Origin of the sequence: Micromonospora carbonacea (assembly GCF_014205165.1) — a bacterium.
GTDB lineage: Bacteria > Actinomycetota > Actinomycetes > Mycobacteriales > Micromonosporaceae > Micromonospora > Micromonospora carbonacea.
The window spans coordinates 2,444,125-2,469,630 of record NZ_JACHMZ010000001.1 but is presented as its reverse complement, the minus strand read 5'-3'; the positions used below and the strand labels follow the sequence as shown (position 1 = coordinate 2,469,630).

Below are 25,506 nucleotides of genomic sequence, written 5' to 3'. Positions count from 1 at the left end.
CGGGTGGGGGTGGCGCCCTACGGGGCGCAGCGGGAACTGCTGCTGCTCAGCGACACCGACGGGGCCGGCCTGCCCCGGCACAACCCGATGCCCCGGGCCTGGACGCTGTGGCACGTCCGCGGCGAGGTGGACGTGCCCCGCCTGGCCGCCGCCCTGCGGGCCGTCGCCGCCGGCAACGACGTGTGGCAGGCCCGGTTCGCCCCGGGCCCCGAGCTGGTGTGCGGGGCCGGGCAGACGTTCCCGGTGACCACGGTGGACTGTGCCGACGTGCCGGCGGACCGGCGGCTGGCGGCGGCCGGCGCGGCGCTCGGCGACGCGGTGTACGCGCCGATCGACCTGCGCCGCGACCCGCTGGCCGGCGCCTGCCTGGTGCGGCTGGCCCCGGACGAGCACGCGCTCGCCCTCGTGGTGGACCACGGCTTCGCCGACCACGCGACGCACACCCGGTTCGTGCGCCGCGCGGCGGCGGCGTACGAGCATCCGGAGCGAACGCCGCCGCCGGCGCCGTCGTTCTTCGCGCACGTGGCCGAGGTCGCGGCGGACCCGCGGCGGCCCGCCTCCCGGGAGTTCTGGGCGGAGGCGATGAGCCGGGAGGTCCCCGCCGTCGCCTTTCCCGGCGGACGCTGGAAACCGTGGCGGGACACCACCGCGACGGCTGCCTGGCCGCTGCGGCTGGACGGCGACACCGCCGGGGCCATCCGGCGCGGCCGGGAGCGCACCGGCGCGACGGGCTCCGGCCTGCTCCTGGCCGCCCTGTCGTTCCTGCTGGGCCTCTGGGCCGAGGCGGACGTCCCGGTGCTGTACGCGCGGGGCGGCCGGTGGACGCGGGACAGCCTGGAGGTCCCCGGCGCGCTGCACGAGGCGGTGGTGAGCGTGCCGCCGGACACCGTCCCGTCGGCCTCGCTCGCCGACTGGGTGCGCGGCCTCGCCGCCGCCAACGCCGCCGCACCGCCCCTGCTCGGCCGCTGGCTGACCGACTTCGGCGGCATCGAGGCGCTGCGCGAGCGGCGTCGCCTGGTGCTCAACGTGGTGGCGGCGGAGCGCACCTACCCCCTCGGCGTCGCCACGATCGGTCCGGCGGGCCGGCCGCTGCGCGACGCCGTGCGCCCGCCCGCCGGCCGACGCGGGTTCCCCGCCCACAACGCGCTGCACCTGGCGGTCACCTGGTCGGCCGAGCGGCCCGAGCTGACCGTCCACCACGACCCCGAGGTGCTGCCGGCCGCCGAGCCGGTGGGCGCCGCCCTGGTCCGGTTCTTCGCGCTGCTGGCGGAGCGGCCCGACATCGAGCCGGGCCGGGCCGCCGACCTGCTGCGCGCGACCTGGCTGCGGGCGGCCGACGCCCCGACCGGGGCGACGCCGGCCTGACATGGCGCACCGCCCTTCCGGGCTGCTCCGGCAGCACGACTTCCGGTCCCTGTGGCTGGGGGCGGCCGCGAGCCAGTTCGGCGCCCGGATGGCCCTGGTGGCGCTGCCGTTGGTGGCGGTCGGCCCGCTGCACGCCTCCGCCTGGCAGGTGGGTCTGGTCGGCACGCTGGGCACGGTGGCGTTCCTGGTCGTCGGCCTGCCCGCCGGCGCGGTCGTCGACCGGGTGCGGCAGCGGCGGCTGCTCATCGGCGCCGACCTGGGGCGGGCCGCGCTCGTCGCCTCGCTGGCCGTGCCGGCGGCGCCGGGCGGCGTGGCGCTCGGCCAGCTGTACGTCGTCGTCCTCGGCGTCGGGGTGCTCACGGTGTTCTTCGACGTCGCGCACCAGAGCTACCTCCCCCGGGTGGTGCGGCCCGACGAGCTGGTCGAGGGCAACGCCCGGCTGAGCACCACCCTCGCGGTGGCGCAGGTCACCGGCCCCGCGCTGGCCGGGCTGGCCGTCGAGCTGGCCGGCACCGGACCCGCCGTGCTGCTGATCGCGGCGGGGTTCGCCGGGTCCGCCGCGTACCTGGCCCGGATCCGCGCGGCCGACCCGCGGCCCGCCACCCCCGCCGGCCGGTCCCGGCTCGCCGGGCAGATCCGGGAGGGCGTGGCGTACGTGCTGCGCCACCCGGTGCTGCGCGTGCTGGCGCTGGCCGGCGGCGCGTACAACATGTTCGCCCTGGTGATGCAGGCGATGGTGCCGGTGCGGCTGGTCAGCGAGCTGGGCGCGTCCCCGGCGGCGGCCAGCGCCTACTTCAGCGCGGGCGGCGCCGGCGGGATCCTCGGCGCGCTGGCGGCCCGCCGCCTGGCCCAGCGGCTCGGGCAGCACCGCTCGGCCTGGCTCTGCCTCCTCGCCACCGCACCGTTCGCGCTGCTCACACCCCTGATCGACAGCGCCGGCCGGATCTGGTTGGCGGCCGGCGGCTACCTGGTGCTGTGGGCGGGCGCGACGGCCTCCACGGTGGCCCAGGTCAGCCTGCGCCAGCGGCTGTGCCCGCCCGACCTGCTGGGCCGGATGAACGCCACCATGCGGTTCCTGCTCGGCGGGGCGATGCCGCTGGGCGCGCTGCTGGGCACCGTGCTGGGGGCCGCCGCCGACGCCCGGGCGGCCCTGTGGGTGGGCGCCGTCGGCCTGCTCGTGTCCTGCCTGCCGCTGCTGCGCCTGCGCGGCGGGAACGTCCCGGGGCCGCCGCCGGCCGGCGTCCACTCGTCGTCCACAAGGCACACCTAGCCTTTCCCTGTGCGGCGGCGGCGATGGACGGCAGGGGGCCCACGGTGACGGATCTGCGCGCGACGGATCGCTCGGTGCAGGCGCTCTACGACTCGATCGCCGGCACGTACGACCACGTCACCCGGCGCAACGACTACGACCGCTGGGTCGCGCTCTACCTGGGCCTGATCGAGCGGCACGGCGCACCCGGACGACGCCTTCTCGACGTGGGCGCCGGCACCGGTCAGGCCGCCGTCCGCTTCGCTCAGGCGGGATACCGGGTCACCGCGGTCGACGTCTCGCCGGAGATGCTGCGGCAGGCCCGGGCGAAGCCGGGCGCCGGGCAGGTGCGCTTCGTCGTCGCGGACGTGCGGGAGCTGCCCGACCTCGGGAGGTTCGACGTCGCGGTGACGCTGGGCGAGCCGTTCATCTACCTGCGCGACGAGCAGGAGCTGTCCGCCGCGCTGCGCGGGGTGTCCGCCCTGCTGACGCCGGGCGGCCTGGTCGTCGTCGACCTCGGCACCGCCGGATTCCACCAGCGGCACCCGTCGCGCGTGGTCGTGGAGGACGGCGAGAACGAGTTCGCCGTCGTCCGCGGGGCGTCGTCGCGCCGCGACCCGCACGGCTCGGACTACCTGATCGACCGGTTCACGACCGACGACGGGATCACCTGGCGGCGGTTCCGCCAGCGGCACGAGTTCTCCTACTTCGCGCCGGAGGTGGTCGGGCGGCTGCTGGGCGAGGCGGGCCTGACGCACCTGGCCACCCACGGGCTGCACCTCGGTGAGCTGGTCGAAGAGGCCGACGAGGAGCTGCACCGCAAGAGTTTCGTCGTCGCGCGCAAGCCGGGCTGACGGCCCGCCCGGGCTGCCGCGTGCCGTGCGGCACCGGTTCGGAGCCGGTGCCGGCGAGCCGTTGGAGGCGAGAGGAGGTGTCCGATGAAGATCGCCGACTGGAGCGAGTGACCCGCGGTCACCTGGCGGGCCGCCTCCTGCGCCGGCCTCAGGAGCGGCCTGCCACGGGCCGGGCACTCGCGGGGCGGCCGGGTGGCCCGTGGGGAGGACGCCGGTGGACGCGCGCGGCACTCCCGTCGCACGGGACGCCGCTGCGGGCACCGGCGTTCCGGCGTTACTGGGGCGCCGTGAGCGTCTCGGCCGCCGGCGACGGGCTGCTGTCGGTGGCGGTGCCCATCGCCGCCGTGCTGCTCGGCGCAGGCCCGGCCCAGATGGGCTGGCTGACGGCGCTGGCGTGGCTCCCGAGCGTCCTGTTCGCCATTGCGGCGGCCGGGTGGGTGGCCCGCTTCCGGCACCCGCTGACCCCGATGATCGGCGCGGACGTCGTCCGCTTCGCGGCGACCGCGTCGCTGCCGGTGGCCTGGTGGCTGGGCTGGTCGAGCCTGCCCGCCCTGTACGCGCTCACGGCGATCGTCGCGAGCGCGTCCGTGGTGTTCGTCGTGGCCGACGCCGCCCTCTTCCCCACCCTCCTCGACGACGACCGCCTCGTCGCCGGGCAGTCGCTGGTCTACGGCGCGCGCACGGTGGCGTCCGTCGCGGGATCCGGTGCGGGCGGTCTGCTGGTCCCAGTCCTGTCCGCCCCGGTCGCGGTGGCCGCGGACGCGCTGTCCTACCTCTGGTCGGCCGCCCTGCTGACCAGGATCGACCGTTCCGCCGCGCGGACGCCGCCGCGCCGGGCCGCGCCGGTCTCCACCACGGGGCTCCGCTTCATCGCGGACGCCCCCGCCCTCCGTGGCGCGCTCGGCGTCACCACCACCGCCAACTTCTTCAACCTGATGTTCCACGCCCTCCTGGTCCTGTTCCTCACCCGGACGCTGCGCCTGTCCGCCGCCGTGACCGGGCTCGTGCTCGGCGCGGAGGCCGCCGGCGCCCTGGTGGGATCCCTGGCGCTCCCGGCGGTCGCCCGACGCCTCGGGATGCCCCGGAGCCTGGTGGCCGGCAGCCTGCTCTCCGCAGCGCCGCTGACGGCCATCGCGGTCGTGGCCGGTCCGGCGGCGGTGGTCGTGACCGTCGTGCTCGTCGCCTCGGTCCTGTCCGGGGTGGGCCGCTCGGTGCAGGACATCAGCGTCGCCGCCACCTTCGTCGCCGCGGTGCCGGTGCCGCTGCGCGCCCAGGTCCGGGGGGCCTACCAGACGATCAGCTTCGGGGTACGCCCGGTCGGCGCGGTGCTCGGCGGGTTGGCGGGGCAATCGGTCGGGCTGCGGCCGGCGGTGCTCCTCGCGACGGCCGGTGGCCTGCTCGCGTTCCTCTGGGCGCTGCCGTCCCTGCGGTCCGGCGCCCCGCGCGGGCCGCGCGGGGTGCCGGAGGCCGCCGTCGGCCGCTGACCGGCCGCGACCACGACGGGTCAGGCGCGGGACGGAGAGGCCACCGGATCGGGGCGGCCCGCGCGGACGCCGGAGCGGCGGACCCGGGCCGGCGGAGGGGGCAGCGCCCGCCGGTCGACCTTGCCGTTGGCGGTGGCGGGCAGCTCGGGCAGGAGGACGCAGCGCGCCGGCACCATGTGGTCGGGCAACTCCCCGGCGAGGAACGCGCGCAGCGCCGGCTCGGCCAGCCGGGCCGGGTCGGCGTCGCGCTCGGCGACCAGGTACGCCACCAGGGCCGGCGCGGCGCCCTGGTCCTCGCGGAGCAGCACGACGCTGTTGGCCACGAGCGGGTGCCGGTTGAGGGTCGCCTCGATCTCCCCCAGCTCCACCCGCTGCCCGCGGATCTTGACCTGGGTGTCGGCCCGGCCGACGTAGTTGAGGTGGCCCTCCGGCGACCACCAGACCAGGTCCCCGGTCCGGTACACCCGCTGCGGCCGGCCGGCGACGGTCACCTCGACGAACCGCTCGGCGGTCAGGTCGGGCCGGCCGGCGTAGCCGCGCGCGAGGCAGTCCCCGCCGACCACCAGCTCCCCCACCTGGCCCAGCGGCGCGAGTTCGCCCCGCTCGTCGAGCACGTACGCGACGACGTTGCTGATCGGCCGGCCGATCGGCACGGTGTCGGCCGGTTCGGGCCGGCGGCACCGCCAGGCGGTGACGTCGATGGCCGCCTCGGTGGGGCCGTACAGGTTGTGCACCTGCGCGCCGGGCAGCACGGCGGTGAGCTTGTTGACCAGCTTCGGCGGCAGCGCCTCCCCGCTGCAGATCACCCGGCGCAGGTCGACGCAGCGCTCCAGTCCCGCCTCCTCGACGAAGAGGGCGAGCATGGAGGGCACGAAGTGGACGGTGGTCACCGACTCGCGGGCGATCACCTCGACCATCTCCTGCGGGTCGCGGTGCGCCTGCGGCTGCGCCGTCACCAGGGTGGCGCCGGCGAGGAAGGGCCAGAGCAGCTCCCACACCGAGACGTCGAAGGTGTACGGCGTCTTCTGCAACACCACGTCACCCGGGCCGATCCGATAGGTGTCCTGCATCCAGGCCAGGCGGTTGGCCAGCGACAGGTGCGTCATCTGCACGCCCTTGGGCGCGCCCGTCGACCCGGAGGTGAAGATCACGTACGAGAGGCCGTGGACCACCTCCTGCGGTGCCCGGTAGCCGCGCCAGTCGACCGGCGGGGCGGCCCGGTCGCCGCCGTCCAGCGGGCGGACGGGCACGGCCGGCGCGGCGCCCAACGCGGCCCGCCCCGCCGGGTCGGTCAGCACCAGCGTCGCTCCGGCGGTGCCGAGCATGAGGTCCAGCCGGGGACGCGGGTGCGCCGGGTCGACCGGCAGGTACGCCGCGCCGGCCAGCAGCACGCCGAGCACCGCGACCACGAGTTCGGGGCTGCGCTCGGCGCAGAGCCCGACCACCGACCCCGGCCCCACCCCGTCGGCGCGCAGCCGCCCGGCCAGCGCCGCCGCCTCGTCCAGGAACTCGCGGTAGCTGAGGTGGCGGCCACCGCCGCGCAGCGCGACGGTGTCGGGGGTGCGTTCCGCCTGCCGGCAGATCAGCTCGTGCACCGGGGTGCGCGGGGCGGGCGTCGGCGCGGGGTTGAAGCCGAGCAGGGTGCGGCGCTCCTCGGGGCCGACGAGCGTCGCCTCCCGCACCGGCCGGTCGGGGTGGGCGGTGAGCCAGGCGTGCAGGGTGCGCAGGCGCTCCGGCAGCCACCGGGCGTCGCCGTGGTGGCGCAGGAAGCGCACCGGCAGCGCGCCCAGGGTGGCCACGACACCGTCGTCGGCGGCCGCTGCGGGCAACAGCACGTCCGGCACCGCCGCCGGTGGCAGCACGTCCGGCACCGCCGCCGGTGGCAGCACGTCCGGCACCGCCGCGGACGGCGGCACGGCAGGCACCGCCGCCGGGGCAAGGCTGCGCGCCTGCGCGCGTACCTGGTCGAGGGTGTGGTCCGGGCCCACGCGCAGCCGCAGCTCGCCGCGCGGGCCGCGCACCGCGACCTCGGTCGCGCCGCCGAGCCGGTGGCAGAGCACGGCCGCCACCGCGGCGGCGAGGTCCGGGGCGTCCTGGCGGCCGGTCACGCGGTCACCAGCCCGGCGAGCACGCGCGGCGTGGCGTCGGCGGTGAGGGTGTCGATCGGCACCCGCACGCCGTAGCGGCGTCGCACCTGGCCGATCATGCGGATGAGCAGGAGCGAGTCGCCGCCGACCGCGAAGAAGTTCGTGTCCGGGCCGATCTCCGGGACGCCGAGCAGGGCGGTCCAGAGCGCCACGAGCTCCCCCACGAGGCCGTCCTCGCCGCCGGCCGGCGACGCCGGGACGTCCGGGACCGATGGCGCGATGTCCGGGACGGGCGGCGGGACGTCCGGGACGGGCGGTGCGGCGTCGAGCCAGTGCCGGGTGGGCGCGAACGGGTAGCCGGGCAGCGCGACCCGCCGGCCGCCGGCGTCGCCGCGCAGCGCCGGCCAGTCCACGCCCACCCCGGCCGTCCAGAGCGCGCCGACCCCGGCCAGCACGTCGCCGGCGTCCGCGCGGGCCGTCGCCCGTGGCTGGAGGGCGTACGCGGGCACCGACCGGCCCTGCGGGGTCTGCCGGGCGGCGCCGGTGAGCGCGCTGCCCGGCCCCACCTCGACCAGGACCGGGTCGGGCAGGCCGAACGCGGTCAGCAGCGCGTCGTGGTAGCCGACCGGGCTGCGCAGCTGGGTCGCCCAGTAGCCCGCCGGGCGGGACAGCCCCTTGCCGAGCAGCGCGCCGTCCACGGAGCTGATCACCGCGAGGGCGCGCGGAAGCCGGTCCACCCGGTCGGCCTCGACGCCGAACCGCCGGGCCGCGTCGGCCATCATCCGGCTGTGGTACGCCCGCCGGGCGGGCAGCGTCCGCCAGTGCACGCCCGCCCCGGTCAGCCGCTCCCGCAGCGCGTCGAGCTGCGCCACCGGCCCGGCCACCACGGTCAGGTCGGGGGCGTTGCGCGCGGCCACGTCGAGCTCGTCCAGGCCGGCCAGATGGGGGGTGAGGGAGGGTGGGGAGGTGAGGACGGCCAGCATGCCGCCCTCGGGCGCGTCCTGCATGAGCCGGCCCCGGACCGCCACCAGGCGCAGCATGTCGTCGCCGGCCAGCTCGCCGGCCAGCGCGGCGGCGGCGAACTCGCCGACGGAGTGGCCGACTAGCGCGGCAGGTCGTATCCCCCAGGAGAGCAGCAGCTGGCCGAGGGCCAGCTCGTGCAGCGCCAGCACGGGCTGGGTCACGTCGGTGCGGTGCGCCACGTCGTGCGGGTCCTCGTCGACCAGCACCTCCCGCGGGTCCAGCCCGAGGACCGGGGTGAGCAGCCGCGCCCCTCGGTCGAGGTCGGCCCGGAACGACGGGTAGCGGTCGTAGAGGCCCCGGGACATGCCGGGGAACTCGGCGCCCTGGCCGGGGAAGAGGAGGACCACGCTGGGCCGGCGGGCCGCCGCCCGGCCCGGGGCGCGGCCCAGCCGGGCCGCCGTCCCGGCGAGGTCCGGGGCGGCCACCGCGAGCCGGTGCGGGAAGTGCCGGCGGTACGACTGCAGGGTGCGGGCGACGTCGGCCAGCGGCAGGTCGGGGTGCTGCCGCAGGTGCTCGCCGAGCTGGTCGGCGGCGGCCCGGACAGCCTCCGGGGTACGCCCGGACAGCACCACCAGCTCGGTGCGTTCCCCGGGCGGGGCGGTCGGGTCCGGTGCGACCGGCCCGTCCCCCTCCTCCAGCACCACGTGGACGTTGGTGCCGCCGAGGCCGAACGCGCTGACCCCGGCCCGGCGCGGCGTGCCGTCGGTGTCCCAGGGCCGGGCGACGGCGTCCACGGTGAACGGGGTGGAGCCGTCGAGCAGCTCGGGCCGGGCCTGTTTCAGGCCGGCCAGCGGCGGGATCTGGCGGAAGTGCAGCGCCAGCGCGGCCTTGATCAGCCCGGCGACGCCGGCCGCCGCGTCGAGGTGGCCGACGTTGGCCTTCACCGAGCCGAGCGAGCAGGGCCGCGCGCCCCGGGTGAACACCTCGGTCAGCGCGGACAGCTCGATGGCGTCGCCGACCTCGGTGGCGGTGCCGTGCGCCTCCAGGTAGCCGACGGTGGCGGGGTCCACCCCGGCGGCGGCGTACGCGCGGGTCAGCACGTCGATCTGGCCGGCGACCCCGGGGGCGGTGTAGCCGACCTTCAGGCTGCCGTCGTTGTTCACCGCCGAGCCCTTGATCACCGCGTAGACGGTGTCGCCGTCGCGGCGGGCGTCCTCGACGCGTTTGAGCACCACCAGGGCGACGCCGTTGCCGGGCACGGTCCCCTCCGCGGTGGCGTCGAACGGGCGACAGGTGCCGTCGGCCGACATGATGCCCTTGGTCTCGTACAGGTAGCCGGAGTGCTGCGGCACGGCCACGCAGGCCCCGCCGGCCAGCGCGACGTCCGAGTCGCCGGCGCGCAGGCTCTGCGCGGCCAGGTGCACCGCCACGAGCGAGGTCGAGCAGGCGGTCTGCACCGTGACGGCGGGCCCGCCCAGGCCCAGCCGGTAAGCGATCTTCGCGGCCAGGTGGTCCTTCTCGTTGCCGAGCACCACCGACAGCAGCCCCTGCGCGTCGACCAGGCCGGGCCGCGCGAAGACGTGGTGCAGCCCGTAGTAGTTGAAGCCCGCGCCGGCGAAGACGCCGACCCGGCCGAAGGGCGCGTCGGTGGCGAGCCCGGCCGACTCCAGCGCGGTCCAGGCGGTCTGCATCAGCAGCCGGTGCTGCGGGTCGGTGGTCTCCGCCTCCCGGGGGGTGATGCCGAAGAAGGCGGCGTCGAACAGCTCCGGGTCGGCCAGCATCCCGCGCGCCGGCACGTACGCGGGGTCGTCGAGCCGGTCGGCGGGCACGCCGGCGGCCAGCAGCTCGCTGCGGGTCAGCGAGCTGATGGTGATCCTGCCGGCGGCCAGGTTGGACCAGTACTGCCAGACGTCGGCGGCGCCCGGGAACCGGCCCGCCATGCCTACGATCGCGATGTCGCCGTTCATGAGGGTGCGCCTGCTCCTTCGGTCTGTGCGTGCAGATGCCGGGCCAGCGTCTGGACGGTCGGAAAGCGGTAGAGGTCGGTCAGCGGGATGGTCCGGCCGGACAGCCGCTGCTGGAGCAGCCGGCGGACCACGGCCAGCCGCAGGGACTCCCCGCCGACGTCGAAGAACGCCTCGTCGAGGTCGAAGTCGTCGGTGCCCAGCGCCTCCACCCACGCCCGGCTGACCAGCTCCTCGAACTCGGCCAGCGACGCCGAGGCCGGGGCCGACGTCGCCGAGGCCGGGGGCTTCGCCGCCGCGGCCGCGGTGGGGGGCGCGGCGGCGGCCAGGGCGGCCAGCGCCCGCAGGTCGACCTTGCCGTTGCGGTCCAGCGGGAACTCGGCCACGGTGTGCCACTGCTGCGGGCGGGCGTACGGGGCCAGCTCCGGCTCCACCGCCCGGCGCACGTCCGCCACGTCGACGCCGTCCGCGTCGGGCTTGAGGGCGGCGCACAGGCGGATCCCGGTCGCCGGGTCGCCGACGGTGAAGACCACCGCGTCGCGTACGCCGGGCCGGGCGCGCAGCCGGCGCTCGATGTCGACCAGCTCGACCCGGTGGCCGGCGATCTTCACCTGGCGGTCGTTGCGGCCGAGGAACCGCAGCTGCCCGTCCGCGCCCCAGCGCACCAGGTCACCGGTGCGGTACAGGCGCGTGCCCAGCTCCGCGGAGCGGACGAACGAGGCGTCCGTGCGGGCCGGGTCGTCGAGGTAGCCGTCGGCGAGCCCGGTCCCCGCCGCCCACAGCTCGCCGACCGCCCCGGGCGGGACGAGGCGGCCGCCCGGTCCCACGACGTGCAGGTCGGTGCCGCGCACCGGCCCGCCGATCGGCAGCGGGTCCGGGGTGGCCTCGGCGTGGTCGACCGAGTACGTGGTGGTGAACGTGGTGTTCTCGGTCGGGCCGTAGCCGTTGGTGAGCCGCAGCCCCGGGCAGGCGGCCAGCACCCGGCGCACGTGCGCCGGGGAGACCACGCCGCCGCCGGTGAGGAGCTGCCGCAGCCCGGCGAAGGCGTCCGGCCGGTGGTCGGCGACCAGGTGGAAGACGCCCGAGGTGAGCCAGGCGTGGCTGACGGCCTCGGCGCGCAGGAACCCGGTCAGCGCGTCGGGCGTCGGCTCCCCGGCCGGGAAGACCACCACGGTGTCCCCGTTGGCCAGCGGCACCAGCAGCTCCAGGGTGGACGCGTCGAACGCCAGCGGCGACAGCCGCAGCATCCGCATGCCCGGCCGGTCGGCGAAGAGCGCCGGGTCGTCGGCGAGGCGCAGCACCGCCCGGTGCGGCACGACGACGCCCTTCGGCACGCCGGTCGACCCGGAGGTGAACGAGGTGTACGCGGTCCGGTCCGGTCCGGCCGGGGCCGCCTCGGGGCCGGCGTCGGGGGCCGGGGCCGGGTCGTGGAGGTCGACCAGCGGACAGTCCGCCACGCCGGACCAGTGCGGTCCGGGCGCGGCCACGCCGAGCCGGGCGCGGGGCGCGACCGCCCCGGCCAGGTGCGCCCGCCACTCGTCGGTGGCGTCCCGGTCGACCGCCACGTAGTACGCGCCGAGCCGCAGCACGCCCAGCACCGCCACCGCCTCCGCCGCCGAGCGCGGCAGCTCCAGCAGCACCCCGTCGCCGGCCCGCACCCCGCAGGCGTGCAGCAGGCCCGCCTGGGCGACGGCGCGGTCGTGCAGGTCGCGGTAGGTGAGGGTGAGCCCGGCCTGCGGGTCGACCAGCGCGATCCGGTCACCCGCGTCGCGGGCGTGGCGGGCGAGCCGGTGCCACACGTCGTCGGTGGTGTGGTGGGGGCCGCCGGCGCCCAGCGTGCGCAGCCGGTCCCGCTGGGCCGGCGAGAGGGCGCCGACCCGGCCCAGGGGCGCGTCCGGGTCGGCGGCGAGCGCGGCCAGCGCCGCCCGGAACGACTCGACCAGCTCACCGGCCTCGGCGGCGGTGAGCACCGACGTCGCGTACTCCAGGGCCAGCCGGGGGCGCGCCGACCAGGACTGGAGGTAGAGCAGGGCGTCGAAGACCGCGCCGTGGCAGTGCCCCTCGTGCAGCCGCCAGCGCCGGCCGCCCCCGGTCAGCTCGTCGGGGACCAGCTCGTGGTGGGCGGCGAAGCCGAGCTGCGCCAGCGGGTTGCGCGCCGGCTCGGTGGGGACGTCGAGCGCCGCGACGACCCGCTCGAACGGCACGTCGGCGTCGGCGGCCGCCTCGCCCACCGCCGCGGCCACGCCCCGGACGTGCTCGCGTACGGTCAGCGTGTCGCCGCTTGAGCAGCGCACCGGGACGACCCGGGTGCACAGGCCGACGATCTCCGCCATGCCCGCCTCGAAGCGGCCCGCCACGGGGACCCCGAGGAGCAGGTCGTCCAGCCCGGCGTGGCGGGACGCGGCCAGCGCCCAGCCCGCCATGACCACCGACGTCACGGTCACTCCGCACCGGCGGGCCAGGTCGGTCACCGCGTCGGCCGTCGTCGGGTCGAGGTGGAAGTGCAGGCGGGCGCCCCGCCCGTCGGCCTCGGCCAGCGGGGGCAGGTCGGTGGCGAGCGCCACCGTGCTCGGCGCGCCCGTCAGCCGGGTCCGGATCCGGGCCAGCGCGGCGTCCACCTCCCCGGCCGCCTCCCGCGCGGCCAGCCGGCTGCCGATCCAGTCCGGGGAGGGTGCGGGCCCGGCCGCCGCGTCGGCGTCGGACGGTGCGCCGCCCGCCGCGTCGGCGGCGTAGCGCGCGGTGAACTCCCGCCACAGCAGCCCGATGCTCCAACCGTCGCTGACCACGTGGTGCACCAGCAGGGTCAGCAGGTCCCGGTCCCCGGCCCGGGTCAGCACGAACACGACCGGTGGCTCCTCGAAGGGGCGCAGCAGCCGCCCCGCCGCGGTGCCGTACAGGTCGTGCACGGTGCGGACCGCGTCGTCGCCGGGCAGCGCCTGGTGCAGCAGCCGCGGCTGGTACGGCGCGGGCAGCACGATCCGGGCCTGCCGGGGCTCGTGGACGAAGCGGGTGCGCAACGCCTCGTGCCGGGTGGCCAGCTCCCCCAGCACCCGGCGGACCCGGGCCGGGTCCAGCGGGCCGTCCGCCTCCAGGGTGAACATCAGGTGGTAGGGCACGTCCCGGTCGAGCAGGTGCGCGGCGAGCATGGACCGCTGGCCGGGCAGCAGGTCCCGTTCGGCGGGCCGCCGCGCGAGCACCGGCGGGGCGGTGTCGACGTGGTCGACCGCGTCGGCGAGCGCCTGCGCCAGCGGCAGCGCGGACAGCAGCCGGCCCGCCTCCACGTGCGCCCGCAGCTCCCGCTGGCCGAGCGCGACCAGCGCGATGGCCTGCAACGAGGTGCCGCCCAGCCCGACGAAGGACTCGGTGGCCGCCGCCTGAGGCAGGTGCTCGGGCGCGACGCCGAGCACTCCGGCGGCCAGTGGCATCCAGGCGGCCAGGTCGGGGCGGTCCATCACACCGCCTCCGCCGCCGGCCGGTCCGCCGGCACCTGGCTCGCGACCGTACGCAGGTCGGCGAAGCGGGGGTTCTCCAGCACGTGACCGAACATCACCGCGAGGTTGATCTCCTGGCGGATCAGGGTGCTGAGCCGCAGCGCGCTCAGCGAGTGGCCGCCGAGGTCGAAGAAGTCGTCGTCGTCGTCGACCGTGTCGACGCCGAGCACCTCCTTCCACAGCTCCTCGAACTCGGCCACCCAGGTCCGGTCGTCTACGTCGCGCATCAGTGGTGCCTCTCTGTGTCCAGATGGGTAGCGGGGGCGTCCAGGTAGTGCCGGGTGGCGGCGAAGGGGTAGGTCGGGGCGGGCACCCGCCGCCGCCCCGTGTCGTACGCGGGGTCCCAGGGGCCGGCCAGGCCGAGCTGCCACAGCGCGCCGACCGTCGCCAGCAGCCGGGCGTGCCGGTCGGTGGGCAGCGTCGACGGGTCCGGTCCGAACCGGGGGGTGACGCTCGTGCCGACCTCGATCCAGAGCAGCCGGTCCGCGTCGGGTGGGAGCGGCTGCGGCGCGGTCGGGGCGAGCGCCGCCGCCCGCCAGCGGGTCGGATCGGCGCACTCGGCGTCGGTGAGCGGTTCCCCGCCGGCGGCCCGCAGCGGCAGCTCGGCGGGGCGGGGCCGCGCCGGGGCGGGGTCGCCGCGCAGCAGCGCCACCGCCTCCGGCAGGGTGAGCACCCCGGCCACCACCGCGCCGGCCAGCAGGCCGAGGCCGGTGCCGGCCAGTTCGCGGGGCGCGATCCCCCGGCCCCGTAGCAACCGGGCCAGGCCGACGCAGGCGACCAGCCGGGTGACCCGCTCCCGGGCCGGCTCGTCGAGGGGCTGCCCGCGCAGCAGCGCCGCCCCCTCGTCGGCGGTGGCGCGGTAGACGGGGTCGGCGTCGTAGTTCGGCCGGTTGCCGGTCAGCTCGCCGGCCGCGGTGAGGTACAGGCCCACGCCCCGCGCCCGCGCCTTCGCGTCGACCTGCCGCACCGCCGGCCCCGGCACACCGGTCCCGGCCGCCGGAGCGTGCCGGCCGGTGAGGAACGCCGCCCGCCAGGGCAGCTCGGCGCGGCCGGTGCGCAGCGTGTACGCGACGTCGGCCAGGTCGCCGGGGGCGGTCCGGGCCACGAAACCCACCGCCCGGTCGACGGCGTCCTGGGCGGCGGCGGCCGTCTTCGCGGAGACGAGGACCAGCTCGGTGACGTGCCGACGGCGGCGGGGCGCGGGGTCCGGGGCGGCTTCGAGGACGACGTGGGCGTTGGTGCCGCCGATGCCGAAGGAGCTGACCCCGGCCCGCAGCACCCCGTCGATCGGGGTCCAGGGCCGCGCCGCCACCGGCAGCTCGAAGACCGAGCCGGCCAGCTCGATGCGGGGGTTGGGGGTGCTCAGGTGGGCGATCGGCGGCACGGTGCGGTGTTTCAGCGCCAGCACCGTCTTGACCAGCCCGATCACGCCGGCCGCGGTGTCCAGGTGCCCGACGACCGACTTGACCGCGCCCAGCGCGCAGGGGGCACGGTCGGGCCGGTCGCTGTCGAAGACCTGCCGCAGGGCCGCCACCTCGATCGGGTCGCCCAGGGCGGTGCCGGTGCCGTGCGTCTCGATCAGCCCGACGGTGTCCGGGTCGACGCCGGCCACCTCCAGCGCCGCCGAGATCACCGCGGCCTGGCCGGTGGGGCCGGGCGCGGTGAAGCCGGCCTTGCGCAGGCCGTCGTTGTTGATCGCCGAGCCCCGGACGACGGCGTGCACGGTGTCCCCGTCCCGGCGGGCGTCGGCGAGGCGCTTGAGCACCACCACGCCCGCCCCGTCGCCGGGCACGGTCCCGTCGGCGGCGGCGTCGAAGGCCCGGCACCGGCCGTCGGCGGAGAAGATGCCGCCGGGCTCGTACCGGTGCCCGCGCCGCGTCGGCGGCGCCACCGTCGCCGCCCCGGCCAGCGCCACGTCGGCGTCGTAGGTCAGCAGCGCCTGCACCGCCTGGTGCACCGCGACCAGCGACGTCGAGCAGGCGGCCTGCACCGTGACCGCCGGGCCCTGGAGGTTCAGCTTGTACGCGATCCGGGTGGCCGCGAAGTCCTTGTCGCTGCCGATGATCAGCCCGAGGCCGCCGGCCGCCTCGACGGCACGCTGGTTGGGCCAGACGTTGTCGAGCAGGTAGACGTTGAGCCCGGTGCCGACGTACACCCCGGTCCGGTTGCCGTCGGCGGCGACCGGCGGCTGGCCGGCGTGCTCCAGCGCCGCCCACGCGCACTCCAGCAGGACCCGCTGCTGGGGGTCCATCAGCGCGCTGTCCGACGGCGAGTAGCTGAACAGCCGGTGGTCGAAGCGGTCCGCGCCGTCCAGCACCGCCCGGGCCGGCACGAAGTCGGGATGCTCGACGAGGTCCTTCGGCACGCCCCAGCCGAGCAGCTGCTCCGGGGTGAAGAAGCTGACCGCGTCGATGCCGTGCGCCACGTGGCGCCAGAACCGGTCCAGATCCCGGTCCGCGCCGGGGACGCGCACAGCCAGGCCGACCACGGCCACCGTGGCGTCGTCGTCGGGCTCAGCCACGGCCGCCTCCGGCGCCGCGCCGGCGGCCGGCGAGCAGGGCCCGCCCCTGGTGGCGGTGGGCGACCCGCGCGTCGGCCAGCACCGGGGCGGCCTCGCGCAGGTGCGCCGCGCAGCCGGCGACCGTGCCGGCCCGGAACAGGTCCGTCACGGAGACCTCCAGCCCGTCGTCGGCGAGCCGCTGCTGCAACGTGATCAGCGCGAAGCTGTGCCCGCCCAGGTCGAAGAAGTTGTCGTGCAGCCCCACGTCGGAGCGGCCGAGCACCTCGCTCCAGCAGGCCCGTACCCGTTCCTGGAGGTCCGTGCCGGTGGCGTGGTCGGCGGCCGGGGCCGGCGCGGCGGCCGTCCGGGCCGCGCGGGTCTCGGCCAGCAGGCGGGCGGTGTCCACCTTGCCGTGTGCGGTGAGCGGGATCGTCTCGACGGTGAGGATCCGGGCCGGCACCATGTAGGCGGGCAGCGTCCGCCGGACGTGGCCGCGCAGCTCGCGTTCGGTGTCCGGGCCGGTCCCGCCGACGACGAAGGCGACCAGTTGGTCGTCCTCGGCCGCCACCGCGCACGAGCGCACCGCCGGGTGGGTCAGGAACGCGCCCTCGACCTCGGCCAGCTCCACCCGGTAGCCGCGGAGCTGCACCTGGGTGTCGTTGCGGCCGAGGTAGACCATGGTGCCGTCGGTGCCCCACTTGACCACGTCGCCGGTCCTGTACATGACCCCCCGCCCGTAGGGGTCGGGCAGGAAGCGGGCGGCGGTCAGCTCGGGGTTGTCCACGTAGCCGTGCGCGACGAGCACCCCGCCGCAGTACAGCTCGCCGGGCACGTCCACCCCGGTCGGGCGCAGCTGTTCGTCGAGGACGTAGCACCGGGCCGACCGCAGCGGCACGCCGACGTCGCCCTCCCGGACCCGGGCCAGCTCGGCGGCGGGCACGGCGACGATCGTGCAGTGGATGGTGCCCTCGGTGATGCCGTACATGTTCACGAAGACCGTGTCCAGGTGGGGCGCCCCGGCGACCAGTCGGGCGAGCCGGGCCCAGCTCAACGCCTCGCCGCCGAGGACGACGTAGCGCAGCCGGGACCGCTCGCCCCCGAGCTGCCGCAGGTAGGGCGGGAGCAGCCGGTAGAGGGCACCCGGGGTCTGGAACACCACCGTGACCGCCTCCCGGTGCACCAGGGCGGCGAGCCGCTCCCGGTCGACCAGGTCCGCCCGGTCGGCGACGACCAGCCGGCCGCCGGTGGTCAGCGCCCCCCACATCTCCCACACCGAGGCGTCGAACGAGAAGGAGCTGGCCGCCAGCCACCCGTCGGCGGCGGTGACGTCGAGGCCAGCGGGGGTGGGGGTGTTCAGGGCGGCCAGGCCGCCGTGCCCGACGAGCACGCCCTTGGGCGCCCCGGTCGAGCCGGAGGTGTAGATGACGTAGGCCGGGTCGTCCCCGGCGGGGTAGGCCCGCGGCGTCTCGGCGACCCCGTCGAGGGTGTGCGGGTCGGCCAGCGGGATGCCCAGGCCGGCGGTGAGCGCCCGGGCGGTGTCGGCAGTGCCGGGCTCCGCCAGCATGATCCGCAGCCCGGCGCTGGCGGCGATCAGGTCGAGGCGCTGCCGGGGATACTCCGGGTCCAGCGGCACGTAGACGGCGCCGAGCCGCCACGCCCCGACGATGGCCGCGATCACCGCGGGCGAGCGGCCGAGCAGCAGCCCGACCCGGTCGCCGTGGCCGATCCCCAGGTCCGCCAGGCCGGCGGCGATCCGGCCGGCCCACCGGTCCAGCTCGGCGTAGGTCACCGTCGCGTCGCGGTGCCGCACCGCCACCGCGTCGGGGGTACGCGCCACGTGCTCGTCGAAGCGGCGCAGCACCGACGGGTAGTCGACCGGCTCGGCGGTCAGCGGCGGGTTCACCCCCTCGGTGAGCAGCCGGCGCTCGGCCGCGTCCACCATGGACGGCTCGGCGTCCGGCTCGTCCACGATCGAGCGCAGGAAGGTCAGGTAGTGCCGGAGCAGCGTGGCGACGGTCTCCTCGGTGAACAGCTCGGTGCTGTACTCGGCGCGCAGGAACGGGGCGCCGGTGGAGACGTCGAGGGTGAGCCCCACGTCGAACTTCGTGACGTCGACCTCGACGTCCACCTCGGTCAGCTTCACCCCGTCGAAGTCGGGAAAGGCGAACGGGAAGTTCTGCACGGTCAGCGAGGTCTGGAACAGCGGCGCGTGGCTGAGCTGCCGCTCCCCCACCGTGGCCCGCACGATCTCCTCGAACGGCACGTCCTGGTTGGCGAAGGCGGCCATGCTGGCCCGGCGGGCCCGGTCGACCAGCTCGGCGAAGCGGGGCCGGCCGGTCAGGTCGAGCCGGATCGGCAGGGTGTTGACCAGGCAGCCGACCAGCCGCTCCTCGGCCTCGTCCATCCGGTTGGCCACCGGGACCCCGATCACCACCTCGTCCTGGCGGGCGTAGCGGGACAGCACCGCGGCGTACGCGGCCAGGGTCACCGCGAACAGCGTCGCGCCGCGCTCCCGCGCCCACGCGGTCAGCCGGTCGACCAGCCCGGCGTCGACCGGCAGGCGCAGCACCGCGCCCCGGTTGCCGAGCACGCTCGGCCGGGGGAAGTCGGTGAGCAGCGCGAGCTGCGGGGCGTCCCGCAGCATGGTGCGCCAGAAGTCCAGCCCGGAGTCGTCCCGCTCCCAGGCGGCGCGCTGCCGCTGCGCGTACGCCAGATAGGACTCGGCCGGTTCGGCGTGGCCGGCGTCGTCCGCCCCGGCCAGCGCGGCGTGGTACTCGGCGGCGAGGTCGCGCAGCAGCAGCCCGACCGACCAGCCGTCGCAGGCGATGTGGTGGACCAGCACCGCCAGGGTGTGCTCGTCGGGCCCCCAGGAGCGCAGGTACGCCCGCAGCACCGGGCCCTCGTCGAGCGCGAACGCCCGACGCGCCTGCTCGGCGACCAGGGTCCGCAGGAACCCCTCCTGGGTGTCCCGGTCGGCCCATTCCCCGGCCTCGATCTCGATCTCCGCCTGCGGGGAGTCCGCCACCCGCTGGACGAGCACCCCGTCCACCGGCGCGAACGTGGTGCGCAGCGCCTCGTGCCGGGCGGTGACGCGCAGCAGGGCCGCGCGCAGCGCCTCGGGGCGAAGCGCGCCGTGCAGGTGCACCCCGAAGGCCACCACGTAGGCCGGGTTGCCGGGTTGCAGCTGGTTGAGGAAGTAGAGCCGTTCCTGAGCGAACGAAGCGCGACCGGTACGAACCATACGGTGATCGTGGCCGCCCGGGCATCCCGCCCGACAGAGCTGGCCTTCCCGCCCCGGCAGGGAAAACCTCCCGGTCGGCTGCCGGACAGATCGGCCGGCCCGGCCCTGCCCGCAGCCCCGTCCGGCCGGGACGCGGCTGCGGGCAGGGCAGCCTCGGGGGCGGGATCCGCCTTCCCGGCCACCGTCGCGGCGGCCGGGCGACACCAGCTCGGGGTGACGGCGCGCGCGGCGTCACCCCGACCCGGCGACCGGGCCGGGGGTCAGTACTCGCCGCGCCCGAAGGCGGCCAGCTCGGCGGAGTGCGCCGGGTTGCCGACGTACGTGGCGCCGATCGGCGCGGTGACCCGGCACCACATGTCGAGCCGGTCGACGTCGATCCCGGCGGCGGCGGCCAGCTCGTCGCGGCGGCGGCGCATCTCCGCGCGGTCCAGCCCTTCGAGCACGTAGTCGACGGCGTCGAAGCAGGGGTCGCCGGCGCAGGCCATCGGGTCGATCGCCACCAGCCCCCGGGCGCCGCCGCTGAGCACGTTGCCCAGGTGCAGGTCGCCGTGGAGCAGCACGGTCTCGGTGGGCACCGCGAAGAGGTCGTCGCGCAGCCGCTTCGACCCGGTGAGGTCGGCTCCCCGCCGGGCCGCCGAGTTGAACAGCACGTCGATCCAGTCGGTGAGCTGCCGGGGCGCGGCGGCCGGGTCACCGGCGGCGTGCAGGTCGGTGAGGAAGCCGGCGTAGTCGGCGGGGGTGGGCGGCTGCGCCATCTTCTCCACCAGCGTGCCCGGCCGGATCGACTCCAGCAGCACCGCGCCCCGGGCCGCCGCCAGCACCGCCGGCACCCGCCCGCTGGAGGCGAACTGGCGCAGCATGTCGACCTCCTCCCGCACCGCGTAGCTGTCCGGTGACAGCTTCAGCACCGCCTCGCCCTGCGGGCCGGCGCAGCGGAACACCACCGCGGAGTTGCCGGACTTGAGCTGCTCACCGAGGGTGATTCCCCACTCGGCGACGAGCTCGGTCAGCCGCTGCGGCAACGCGCCGGCCCAGCGGTGGGCGGCCTTGCCGAAGCGCGGCTCCAGCCGGCCGGCGACGGCCTCCAGGTCCAGGGTCATGGCGTTCATCCCTCCACCGAGCGCAGGCTGGCCAGCGCCGCCGGGCCGCCCGCCCGGCGCAACGGCACCGCGCCGGCGCCGGGCAGGCGCGGGTTGCCGCCGCCGGCCACCAGGTCGAACGCCGGCCGGTACGGCCGCGGGCGGTCGAACCGGGCCTTACGGGCCATCTCGATCGCCTCATACCGGTCCGACACGTTGAGTTTGTTGAAGATCGTCGAGATGTGGTTGCTGATCGTCTTCGGGGACAGGTTGAGCCGGGCGGCGATCGCGGCGTTGCGCATGCCCGCCGCGATCAGCTCCAGCACCTGCCGCTCGCGCTCCGTCAACTCCGGGAACATCTGCTGGTTGCGCGGCTCCCGGTCGAGCTGCCCGATGAGCAGGTCGGCCACCCGGGGACCGAGGATCACCTCGCCGGTGGCCAGGCCCCGGACCGTCCGCACGATGCCGTCGCCGGGGCAGCTCTTGAGCACGTACCCCCGGGCGCCGGCGCGCATGGTGGCGACCACGGCGGCCTCGTCCTCCACCGCGGTGAAGACCAGCACCGCGGTCGACGGCGAGGCCCGGTTGATCTCCTGAAGGGTGCCGGCCTGGAAGTCCGGCATCGCTATGTCGAGCACGAGCACGTCGGGGCGGACCGACGCGGCGCTGCGCAGCGCCGCCTGCGCCGATCCCGCCTCGGCCACCACATCGATCTCAGTCGAGACGGACAGCAGGGCGTGCAGCCCCCTGCGCACCACCGGCTGAGCGTCGGCCAGCACCACCGTCACGACCCGGGGTCGTGCCCCGCTCGCGACCTCCTCCGGATCCCGCCTCCTCGTATGAGCCAGGTCCGTCGACGAGCCAACGCCGACCATTGCCACACCTCACCCCGTCCCCAAGCAGCCCGCGACGACTCCCGGTGGAGGCGTCGCGGGAACGGATCGCCTCATCGGCGTGAACAGCTACCTACATCCACTAGAACAACACATATACACGATCGGCAGGCCCCCCTGTCAATCATCCGACCTATTTTCCGAGGTCAATTATGTAAACGAGCATGGATCGGGACTATTGTCAGTCGGAAGCATTTCACCGCCAGCGGCGGGATCCGCAAGGTCACGACCTGCGCCTCCGACTGGCCGGCCACCGCGATCCGCCCCGATCTGCGCGTACGCCTACCGCAGCGCCCCCGGGTTGTCCAGCGGAAAAGTTCCCGACCGCCCGGGAAGGTGTCCCGTCCACCGCCCCCCGTAGGCCCTGTCCAACCGCCGACCCGATCACGATTATTGACGACGACCGCGCCATTACACCAGGATGTGGGAACATGCCCTTTTCGCGATTGATTGATTATTCGTTCCGTTTGGTGCCGACCGATCCGCTGCGCAGGAAACTGATCGCGATCCGGCTGGCCGAGTCGATCGGCAAGGGCGTCTTCCTCAGCGGCAGCGTCGTCTACTTCACGCTCCGCGTCGGGCTCGACGCCAGGCAGGTCGGCCTGGGCCTCTCCGCGGCCGGCCTCTCCGCCTTCGTGTCGTCGGTGCTCTTCGGGGTGATCGCCGACCGGGTCGGCGCGCGGCGGCTGCTGATCGTCCTGTTCACCACCCTGGCCGTCGGCTTCGGCCTCTACTCCCTGGTGGGCAGCGCGGCGCAGTTCTACGCCCTGGTGGTCGCCGTCGGATTCATCGAGTACGGCACCGGACCGACCAACGGGGCCCTGGTCGGCAACCTCGTGCCCGCCGAGGAACGGGTCAAGCTCAAGGCGATGATGCGCTCGGTGTTCAACATCGGCTTCAGCATCGGCATCGGGGTGGCCGCCGTCGCCGCGCTCAGCCAGCGGCTGCTGGTGCTCATCCCGCTCACCACCGCCGCGCTGATGGCCGGCGCCGCGCTGCTGGTGACCCGCCTGCCCGACGCACCGTCCCGGCCGGTGCCGGTGGGCTTCAAGCGCTTCGCCGCCGTACGCGATCCGCGCTTCCTCGCGGTCATCGGCGTCTCCACGATCCTGGCCTCGCACGTCAGCGTCATCCTGGTCACCATGCCGCTCTGGGCGCTCAACCGCACCTCGCTGCCGCACTTCCTGGTACCACTGCTGCTGATCTTCAACACCGTCTTCGTCATCCTGTTCCAGGTCCGGGCCAGCCGCGGCGCGGACACCGTGGCGGGAGCCGGCCGGCTCGCCCGGCGCTCCGGCTACTGGCTCGCCGGCGGCTGCCTGGTCATCGCCCTGACCGCGCTCGACGACAACGTGGCGCTCGCCGGCGTGGCGATCGTCGCCGGCGTGCTGATCCTCTCGGTGGCCGAGGTGATGCAGGCCGCCTCCGGCTGGGGACTCGCCTTCGGACTCGCCCCCGAACACGCCCAGGGCGAGTACCTGGGCGCGTTCGACCTGCACGTCATCACGCAGAACATCGTCGGCCCGGCGGTGCTCTCCGGCCTGGTCATCTCGTTCGGGTTCTGGGGCTGGCTGGGCATCGCCCTCGCCGCGCTCGCCGCGTCGGCGGTGATCGTGCCGGTCGCGCACCGCAGCCAGCTCACCCTGGAGCCCGAGCCCGCCCCGGCGACCAGCCGTTAGGGCACCGGCCCGGCACGTCGACCGGCTGGCCGGCTCGGGGCCTGCCCATCGGCGGGACGTGCCACCGCAGCCGGGCCGGAGGCGACGCGCGAGTTCCGCAGCCCCCTCAACACCCTTCGCCGCCGCCGGACCGACCGACGCCTGCGCCTGGTCGTGGACCCGGCGTCCCAGCCGACGTCCGCGCCTCCGGTCGCCCCCGGGCCGCCCCGGTGACCAGCGCGTCCAGCAGTGCGGGTGTCACCGGTTCGCCCGTCACGAGCACCCGGAAGTGGATCGGCCCGACCACCTGGTCGACGAGCAGGTCGACGTCGGCGTCGGCGGGCAGCTCGCCCCGTGCCGCGGCCCGGTCGAACGGCACCCGGTCACGGGCGCGCAGCCGCGGCAGAACCTCCGCGCGCAGCCGGGTGGCCAGCTCCGGATCGTGCTGGGCCTGACCGGCCAGGGCCCGGAACACCGCGCCCGAGTCGGACACCTCGAGGAAGCGGACCAGCTCGTCGAGGTGGGCGCGCAGGTCGGTGTGCAAGGCTCCGGTGTCGGGCAGGGTGAGCTCCTGGACGCTGTCGGCGGCGAACGCGTCGACCAGGATGTCGGTCTTGGAGCGCCACCACCGGTAGATCGTCTGCTTGGCGACGCCGGCCCGGGCGGCGATGCCCTCGATGGTGACCTTGGCATAGCCGATCTCGGCGACGAGGTCGTCCGCCGCCTGGAGCACGGCCTCGCGGGCCGCCTCGCTCCGGCCGTGCCGGTTGCCGCGGTGCATCGGGCGCTCCTTCCCCGTGAGGGTTCTTCCCGCGAGGGGTCCACGTCTCCCGAGACGGTACAAGACCCACCACTTCCCTAGACGCTACGTTGCGTCTAGTCTACGTGTCATGACGACGACACTGCACGACCCCGCGGTCCGCGACCTGATCGTCCGGCTGTTCGCCGAGGCCGAGCGCGACGATGAGCGCTCGCCGGGGCGGCCCGCGCCCACGGCCACCGCCCAGGAACGATCCGACCTGCTCGAAGACGTCTACATGCCGATCTCGGCCCGCGGCGGCGACCTGCTCTACGCCCTGGTCCGCGCGGCCCGACCGCAGACGGTGGTCGAGTTCGGCACCTCGTACGGGATCTCGACGCTCCACCTCGCCGCGGCCGTGCGCGACAACGGGATCGGGCACGTCACCACGACTGAGCTCAGCGCGACCAAGGTCAGGGCGGCCCGCGCCAACATCGAGGCGGCCGGGCTCAGCGACCTCGTGACCGTGCTCGAGGGCGACGCGCTGACCACCCTCGGCACGGTCGACGGCCCGATCGGCCTGGCGCTGCTCGACGGCTGGAAGGAGATGTGCCTGCCCGTCCTGCGCCTCATCGAGGACCGGCTCGCCCCGGGCGCCCTGGTCGTCGGCGACGACTCCACGTTCGAGTCGATGAGCGACTACGTGGCCTACGTCCGCGACCCCGGCAACGGCTATGTCAGCGTCGACTTCCCGGTCGAGGACGGCATGGAGCTCAGCTGCTGGACGGGCCGCTGACCGACCAGGTCAGGTCGTGCAGGTTGCCCCGGTCGTCAGTGGACCGACCCGGGCAACCCGCCGCCGACTTCGACACCGGACCTGGCTAGTTGCCGACGCCGAGGCTCGACATGAACGCCGCCGGGTAACGGTCACCGCGCGCGGCGCCCTTCGGCACGGCCGCCTCGATCTCCTCGAGGTCACCGGCCGACAGCTCCACGTCCAGCGCCGGCAGCGCCTCGCCCAGCCGCTGCCGGGTGCGCGCACCGACCAGCGGCACGATGGACGGGTCCTGCGCCGCCACCCACGCGATCGCCAACTGCGCCACCGTGCACCCCTTCGCGTCGGCGACCCGGCGCAGCGCCTCCACCAGGGCGAGGTTGTGCGAGGCGTTCTCGGCGGAGAAGCGGGGGCTGTGGTTACGCGGATCGTCCGCCCGCCCCGGCACCCAGTTGCCCGAGAGCAGCCCGCGACCCAACACCCCGTACGCGGTCAGCCCGATGCCCAGCTCCCGCAGCGTGGGCAGCACGTCGGCCTCGACCGCCCGCGACAGCAGCGAGTACTCGATCTGAAGATCAGCAACCGGATGGACGGCGTGCGCCCGACGGACGGTCTCCGCGTCCACCTCGGAGAGCCCCACGTACCGCACGTAACCGGCGTCGATCATCTCCTTGATCGCGCCGATCGTGTCCTCGATCGGCACCGACCGGTCGAGCCGGGCCGGCCGGTAGATGTCCACGTGGTCGACGCCGAGCCGGGTCAGCGAATAGCTCAGGAAGTTGCGCACCGAAGCCGGGCGGGAGTCCTGACCGGCGAACCGCATGCCCGGCCCCACCTGCTGCCCGAACTTCACACTCAGCACATAGCCGTCCCGGTCGCGTCCCCGCAACGCCTCCGACAGCAGCAGCTCGTTGTGCCCCATGCCGTAGAAGTCGCCGGTGTCGACCAGCGTGATCCCCGCGTCCAGCGCGGCCCGCACGGTGGCGACGCTCTCCTCGCGGTCGGCCGGGCCGTACGCGCCCGACATGCTCATCGCCCCCAGCCCCACCGCGGAAACCGTGGGACCCGTGTCGCCCAGAGTGCGTACCCGCATCGAAACTCCCCTCATCGGTCGATCTCGGCTCCACCCTGCGCCGCTTCCCGGCCCGCCGACAGCGGAGCGCC

The 25,506-nt window shown here is 75.8% G+C and carries 16 protein-coding genes; 6 read left to right on the top strand and 10 right to left on the bottom strand.

The window, feature by feature from the left end; genetic code table 11:
- Positions 1-3: 3 nt before the first annotated feature.
- From HDA31_RS10720 to HDA31_RS10705, 4 genes are read left to right on the top strand one after another with little or no spacing between them, the layout of a single operon-like run.
- Positions 4-1,365: a condensation domain-containing protein gene (locus tag HDA31_RS10720; protein WP_178064936.1), complete on the top strand. Its 1,362-nt coding sequence runs from the start codon at positions 4-6 to the stop codon at positions 1,363-1,365.
- 1 nt (position 1,366) lies between these two features.
- Positions 1,367-2,635 carry an MFS transporter gene (locus HDA31_RS10715; RefSeq protein WP_178064935.1) on the top strand — a complete coding sequence of 423 codons (1,269 nt, stop codon included), beginning with the start codon at positions 1,367-1,369 and terminating at the stop codon, positions 2,633-2,635.
- 44 nt (positions 2,636-2,679) lie between these two features.
- Positions 2,680-3,468 carry a class I SAM-dependent DNA methyltransferase gene (locus tag HDA31_RS10710; protein ID WP_178064934.1) on the top strand — a complete coding sequence of 263 codons (789 nt, stop codon included), beginning with the start codon at positions 2,680-2,682 and terminating at the stop codon, positions 3,466-3,468.
- Positions 3,469-3,488: 20 nt separating this feature from the next.
- Positions 3,489-4,952, top strand: a complete 1,464-nt coding sequence (locus HDA31_RS10705) for an MFS transporter (protein WP_311774352.1) — start codon at positions 3,489-3,491, stop codon at positions 4,950-4,952.
- A gap of 20 nt (positions 4,953-4,972) precedes the next feature.
- Here the strand turns inward: HDA31_RS10705 and HDA31_RS10700 are convergent, their stop codons facing one another.
- The 8 genes from HDA31_RS10700 to HDA31_RS10665 form a co-directional block, all read right to left on the bottom strand.
- The gene (locus tag HDA31_RS10700) at positions 4,973-7,060 is read right to left on the bottom strand and encodes an amino acid adenylation domain-containing protein (RefSeq protein WP_178064932.1); all 2,088 of its coding nucleotides are present in this window, start codon (positions 7,058-7,060) and stop codon (positions 4,973-4,975) included.
- Positions 7,057-9,969: a type I polyketide synthase gene (locus tag HDA31_RS10695; protein ID WP_178064931.1), complete on the bottom strand. Its 2,913-nt coding sequence runs from the start codon at positions 9,967-9,969 to the stop codon at positions 7,057-7,059. Before HDA31_RS10695 ends, HDA31_RS10700 begins: the two co-directional genes overlap by 4 nt.
- Positions 9,966-13,418: a non-ribosomal peptide synthetase gene (locus HDA31_RS10690; RefSeq protein ID WP_178064930.1), complete on the bottom strand. Its 3,453-nt coding sequence runs from the start codon at positions 13,416-13,418 to the stop codon at positions 9,966-9,968. Before HDA31_RS10690 ends, HDA31_RS10695 begins: the two co-directional genes overlap by 4 nt.
- Entirely contained in the window at positions 13,418-13,684 is a 267-nt protein-coding gene (locus tag HDA31_RS10685) for a phosphopantetheine-binding protein (protein ID WP_074473075.1), read from the bottom strand. Before HDA31_RS10685 ends, HDA31_RS10690 begins: the two co-directional genes overlap by 1 nt.
- Positions 13,684-15,978 carry a beta-ketoacyl synthase N-terminal-like domain-containing protein gene (locus tag HDA31_RS32930; protein ID WP_178064929.1) on the bottom strand — a complete coding sequence of 765 codons (2,295 nt, stop codon included), beginning with the start codon at positions 15,976-15,978 and terminating at the stop codon, positions 13,684-13,686. The genes HDA31_RS10685 and HDA31_RS32930 overlap by 1 nt, the downstream gene beginning before the upstream one ends.
- Positions 15,971-19,198, bottom strand: coding sequence for a non-ribosomal peptide synthetase (locus HDA31_RS10675; protein WP_178064928.1), 3,228 nt, complete (start codon positions 19,196-19,198; stop codon positions 15,971-15,973). Before HDA31_RS10675 ends, HDA31_RS32930 begins: the two co-directional genes overlap by 8 nt.
- A 260-nt stretch (positions 19,199-19,458) precedes the next feature.
- Entirely contained in the window at positions 19,459-20,298 is an 840-nt protein-coding gene (locus HDA31_RS10670) for an aminoglycoside phosphotransferase family protein (RefSeq protein WP_178064927.1), read from the bottom strand.
- A gap of 5 nt (positions 20,299-20,303) precedes the next feature.
- On the bottom strand, positions 20,304-21,065 hold the full coding sequence (locus HDA31_RS10665) for a LuxR C-terminal-related transcriptional regulator (RefSeq protein ID WP_074473072.1): 762 nt from the start codon (positions 21,063-21,065) through the stop codon (positions 20,304-20,306).
- Between the two features lie 575 nt (positions 21,066-21,640).
- Between HDA31_RS10665 and HDA31_RS10660 the strand changes: the two genes are divergently transcribed.
- Complete coding sequence (locus HDA31_RS10660) at positions 21,641-22,849, top strand: MFS transporter (protein ID WP_178064926.1); 1,209 nt, start codon at positions 21,641-21,643, stop codon at positions 22,847-22,849.
- Positions 22,850-22,955: 106 nt separating this feature from the next.
- On the opposite strand, the gene HDA31_RS10655 is transcribed toward HDA31_RS10660, so the two are convergent.
- On the bottom strand, positions 22,956-23,609 hold the full coding sequence (locus HDA31_RS10655; RefSeq protein ID WP_178064925.1) for a TetR/AcrR family transcriptional regulator: 654 nt from the start codon (positions 23,607-23,609) through the stop codon (positions 22,956-22,958).
- Positions 23,610-23,718: 109 nt separating this feature from the next.
- Here HDA31_RS10655 and HDA31_RS10650 point away from each other — a divergent pair, with 109 nt between their 5' ends.
- The gene (locus HDA31_RS10650; protein ID WP_178064924.1) at positions 23,719-24,363 is read left to right on the top strand and encodes an O-methyltransferase; all 645 of its coding nucleotides are present in this window, start codon (positions 23,719-23,721) and stop codon (positions 24,361-24,363) included.
- Positions 24,364-24,448: 85 nt separating this feature from the next.
- Here the strand turns inward: HDA31_RS10650 and HDA31_RS10645 are convergent, their stop codons facing one another.
- Positions 24,449-25,435, bottom strand: a complete 987-nt coding sequence (locus tag HDA31_RS10645; protein WP_178064923.1) for an aldo/keto reductase — start codon at positions 25,433-25,435, stop codon at positions 24,449-24,451.
- Positions 25,436-25,506: the final 71 nt, after the last annotated feature.

Bases quoted from the DNA above. Each gene is read 5' to 3' on its own strand.
- HDA31_RS10715 (WP_178064935.1), top strand. From the start codon at position 1,367: ATGGCGCACCGCCCTTCCGGGCTGCTCCGGCAGCACGACTTCCGGTCC.
- HDA31_RS10695 (WP_178064931.1), bottom strand. From the start codon at position 9,969: ATGAACGGCGACATCGCGATCGTAGGCATGGCGGGCCGGTTCCCGGGC.
- HDA31_RS10690 (WP_178064930.1), bottom strand. From the start codon at position 13,418: ATGGACCGCCCCGACCTGGCCGCCTGGATGCCACTGGCCGCCGGAGTG.
- HDA31_RS10685 (WP_074473075.1), bottom strand. From the start codon at position 13,684: ATGCGCGACGTAGACGACCGGACCTGGGTGGCCGAGTTCGAGGAGCTG.
- HDA31_RS10675 (WP_178064928.1), bottom strand. From the start codon at position 19,198: ATGGTTCGTACCGGTCGCGCTTCGTTCGCTCAGGAACGGCTCTACTTC.
- HDA31_RS10670 (WP_178064927.1), bottom strand. From the start codon at position 20,298: ATGACCCTGGACCTGGAGGCCGTCGCCGGCCGGCTGGAGCCGCGCTTC.
- HDA31_RS10655 (WP_178064925.1), bottom strand. From the start codon at position 23,609: ATGCACCGCGGCAACCGGCACGGCCGGAGCGAGGCGGCCCGCGAGGCC.
- HDA31_RS10650 (WP_178064924.1), top strand. From the start codon at position 23,719: ATGACGACGACACTGCACGACCCCGCGGTCCGCGACCTGATCGTCCGG.
- HDA31_RS10645 (WP_178064923.1), bottom strand. From the start codon at position 25,435: ATGCGGGTACGCACTCTGGGCGACACGGGTCCCACGGTTTCCGCGGTG.